Below are 3,773 nucleotides of genomic sequence, written 5' to 3' on the forward strand. Positions count from 1 at the left end.
CTAAGCTGAAACGGTGAGCCAGACCCTCCTCTCGACCCTGACCACGTCCGCCGTCGGCGGGCCCGCCGCCCGGTTCGAGGAGGCGCGCACCGAGTCGGAGATCATCGACGCCGTCCGGACCGCGGACGAGGCGGGCGAGCCGCTCCTCATCGTCGCGGGCGGATCGAACCTCATCGTGTCCGACGATGGCTACCCCGGGACCGTGCTCAGGATCGCGTCCGAGGGGCTCGCCGTGAACTCCGCGGACACGTGCGGCGGGGTCTCCGTCGCGGTCCAGGCGGGCCACCCGTGGGACGACTTCGTGAACCACGCCGTGCACCACGCGTGGAGCGGAGTCGAGGCGCTCTCCGGCATCCCGGGTTCCGCCGGGGCGACGCCCGTCCAGAACGTCGGGGCCTACGGCCAGGACGTCTCGCAGACCATCTGGCAGGTGCGCACGTGGGACCGCGAGGCGCGCGCCGTCAAGACCTTCGTCCCGTCCGAGCTCAAGTTCGGCTACCGCGACTCGCTCCTCAAGCAGACCACTGACCAGGGCTCGCCCCGCTACGTGGTCCTGACCGTCGAGTTCCAGCTCGCGCTCGGCCGCATGAGCGCCCCCATCCGCTACGCGGAGCTCGCGCGCGGGCTCGGCGTCGAGCAGGGGGAGCGGGCCCCGGCGCTCGACGTGCGCCGCGAGGTCCTCCGATTGCGCGGCTCGAAGGGCATGGTCCTCGACCCCGCCGACCGCGACACGTTCTCGACCGGCTCCTTCTTCACGAACCCCATCCTCTCTGCTGAGGCCGCGGAGACCCTGCCAGAGGGGGCCCCGCGCTACCCCGCGGGCGATGGCCTCGTGAAGACCTCGGCGGCGTGGCTCATCGATCACGCGGGCTTCGCGAAGGGCTACGGGCTCGACGCGGACAGCGTGACGGGCGGGCGCGCGTCCCTGTCCACGAAGCACACGCTGGCCATCACGAACCGGGGCGGGGCCAGCGCGAAGGATCTCCTCTCGCTGGCCCGCGAGGTGCGCGACGGCGTGCGCGAGCGGTTCGGGATCGAGCTCACGAACGAGCCGCTCCTCATCGGGCTCGAACTGTGAGCGATTCGGGGGAGCCGTCCGCCAAGGCCGGCGCCCATCGCGACCGCGCGCTCTTCCGCCACGACGTCGCGGCGGCGGCACTGCGGCTCTACGCCGATCAGGGCTACGAGGCGACGAGTGCCGAGCAGATCGCGGCGGCCGCTGGGCTCTCCCGCAGCACGTTCTTCCGTCAGTTCCGCTCGAAGGAGGACGTGGTCTTCGCGGACCACGACGCCCTGCTCGAGGAGGCCGAGGCGTTCCTCGCTGGGCCGCACGAGGATCCGTGGGACGCCGTCTGCGCGGCGGCCGAGCTCGTGTTCGCGCATTTCGACGAGCAGCCCGATCTCGCACAGCTGCGCTACCAAGTGGTGAACCACGAGCCGAGCCTCCGCGACAAGGAACTCGTGACGACGTTCCGCTACGAGCGGCTCTTCCGCCGCTACCTCCGCACGGCGGTGGCGGGCATCGACCCCCTCGACGCCGTGCGCTTCGCGGCCACGGTCATCGCGACCCACAACTACTTCCTCCGCGCGCTCATGCGCGGCGAGGAGGGCTTCGACGCGACGAGGCTGCGGCGCGAGCTCGACGGCGTGCGGCGGCTCTACGGTGTTCTGCCGGGGGCGCAGGCCTCGCCTTCCGGAACGGACGACGGCGGCGGGCGGCCGGGAGACGACGTTGTCGTCGCGGTGTTCCCCAGGTCCCTCCCTCCCGAGGAGCTCGCGCGGCGGATCCGGGAGCGACTTGAGCACTGATACCGAGTACCAGTTGACCTGACACTGAGTTTCGGCGAAGGTTGGATCATGCCCGACTACGACGTCTCCGATGCCCTCGATACCGACTACTACGACGTGTTCTCCGCTTTCGGCGGGATCCCGGCAGCGGATCGGGCCCACTGGGAGCGGGCGCGCCAGTTCGTCGACGAGGCGCTTCCGGTCATGAACGACTACTGGGACCGCGCCGAGTACCCCGTCCACCTCGTCAAACGCATGGGCGAGCTCAACCTCCTCGCGGACGGCATCGAGATCCCGGGGCTCGAGCCCATGACCCCGCTCGCTGCCGGACTCGTCAACATGGAGATCTCGCGCGGCGACGGCTCGCTCGGCACGATCGTCGCGGTCCAGGGCGGCCTCGCGCTCCGCTCGATCGCGTTCCACGGCTCGGACGCCCAGAAAGAGCGCTGGCTCGGGCCGCTCGCGCGCGGCGAGGAGCTCGGCGCGTTCGCGCTCACGGAGCCGGACCACGGCTCCGACTCGGTGAGCCTCGAGACGCGGGCCCGGCTCGACGGCGATCACTGGGTGCTCGACGGCGAGAAGAAGTGGATCGGCAACGGCGCCTCGGGCGGCGTCACGGTTGTCTGGGCGCGCGACGAGGCCGGCGACGTGCGCGGCTTCCTCGTCGAACAGGACACGCCGGGCTACGAGGCCGAGGTCATCCAGGGAAAGGCCTCCCTCCGAGCCATCCACCAGGCGCGGATCCGGCTCGAGGGCGTCCGGATCCCGCAGGAGAACGTGCTCCCGGGCGCTCGGACGTTCAAGGACACGTCTCGCGTGCTCGTCGCGACGCGGCTCGGGGTCGCGTGGTCCGCGCTCGGGCACGCGACGGCCGCGTATGAGGCGGCGCTCAACTACGCGACGCAGCGCGTCCAGTTCGGGAAGCCGCTCGCGAAGTTCCAGCTCGTTCAGGACAGGCTCTCGCAGATGCTCGCCGAGCTCACGAGCATGCAGCTGCACTGCGCCCACGTCGCCGCCCTCGACGCCGCCGGCCAGATGCGGCCCACGCAGGCGTCCATGGCCAAGTACCACAACACACGCAAGGCCCGCTTCATCGCCTCCACCGCGCGCGACCTCCTCGGCGGGAACGGGATCCTGCTCGAGAACCACGTGATCCGCCATCTCGCGGACATCGAGTCGATCCACACGTACGAGGGCACGGAAAGCGTCCAGGCGCTCCTCATCGGCCGCGACGTGACGGGTGTGGGGGCGTTCGCGTAGCCCTCGGGTTGCGCCGTCACCTCCGCACGGTGCCCTCGGTTGCGCCGTCACCTCCGCACGGTGCCCTCGCTTGGGGACGACTGCGGACTGACCCTGTCCGCGTCCGCGGGGCATGATGGTCCCATGACGACGCCCGCCCCGAGTGCCCGCAAGGTGACGACGACGGCGCTGGCCCGCCTCCGCTTGGCCGCGCAGGGCCTCCTGCCCTCTGGCTCGGTCGGCGACGGGCTCGGCCAGCCCGACGACTCCGTAGACGTCGTTCGCCGCATGACCGCTCTCCAGAGCCAGGATCTCGCCTCGGGCCTGCTCGCCGTCGGCGTCCGCGCCCGGGCGGGAACAGCGTCCGGGGTCGCGTCCGCCTTGGCGAGCGGCGCCGTCGTCCGCACGTGGACCATGCGCGGGACGCTCTTCCTCGTCGCCGCGGAGGACGTGCGGCTCTTCGTGGGGCTCGCCGCTGAGCGTGTCATGCGCTCAGCCTCTGCCCGGCACCGCGGCCTCGGCATCGCGGAGGAGGACGTCGCGGTGGTCCGCAAGGTCGCGGAATCGCGGCTTGCCGGGGATGTCGGCCTGACGCGCGCCGAGCTGTTCGAGGCCTTCGAGGCCGCAGGCCAGCCCACCGCGGCGCAGCGCGGCATTCACCTCATCTCGATCCTGAGCCACCGGATGGTGCTCGTCCAGGGCCCGCTGCGCGGGCGGCAGCAGGAGTTCCGGCTCGCGGACGAGTG

The 3,773-nt window shown here is 71.5% G+C and carries 4 protein-coding genes; all 4 read left to right on the forward strand.

What is annotated here, in order from left to right:
* Positions 1–13 precede the first annotated feature (13 nt).
* A complete protein-coding gene (locus ACLN58_RS19370) occupies positions 14–1,078 on the forward strand; it encodes a UDP-N-acetylmuramate dehydrogenase (RefSeq protein ID WP_415856869.1) in 1,065 nt (354 codons plus the stop codon).
* Positions 1,075–1,809 (forward strand): TetR/AcrR family transcriptional regulator, encoded by a 735-nt coding sequence (locus tag ACLN58_RS19375; RefSeq protein ID WP_415856870.1) that lies wholly within the window; start codon positions 1,075–1,077, stop codon positions 1,807–1,809. The genes ACLN58_RS19370 and ACLN58_RS19375 overlap by 4 nt, the downstream gene beginning before the upstream one ends.
* 48 nt (positions 1,810–1,857) lie before the next feature.
* Positions 1,858–3,048, forward strand: coding sequence for an acyl-CoA dehydrogenase family protein (locus ACLN58_RS19380; RefSeq protein WP_415856871.1), 1,191 nt, complete (start codon positions 1,858–1,860; stop codon positions 3,046–3,048).
* A 123-nt stretch (positions 3,049–3,171) separates the two neighbouring features.
* Positions 3,172–3,773 (forward strand): DNA glycosylase AlkZ-like family protein (locus tag ACLN58_RS19385; protein WP_415856872.1); only part of this gene is annotated, 602 nt, incomplete at its 3' end.

It is taken from the genome of Sinomonas sp. G460-2 (genome assembly GCF_047759905.1).
Taxonomy (GTDB): domain Bacteria; phylum Actinomycetota; class Actinomycetes; order Actinomycetales; family Micrococcaceae; genus Sinomonas.

Coding starts and splice junctions, on each gene's coding strand:
- ACLN58_RS19380 (WP_415856871.1), top strand. CDS start 1,858: ATGCCCGACTACGACGTCTCCGATGCCCTCGATACCGACTACTACGAC.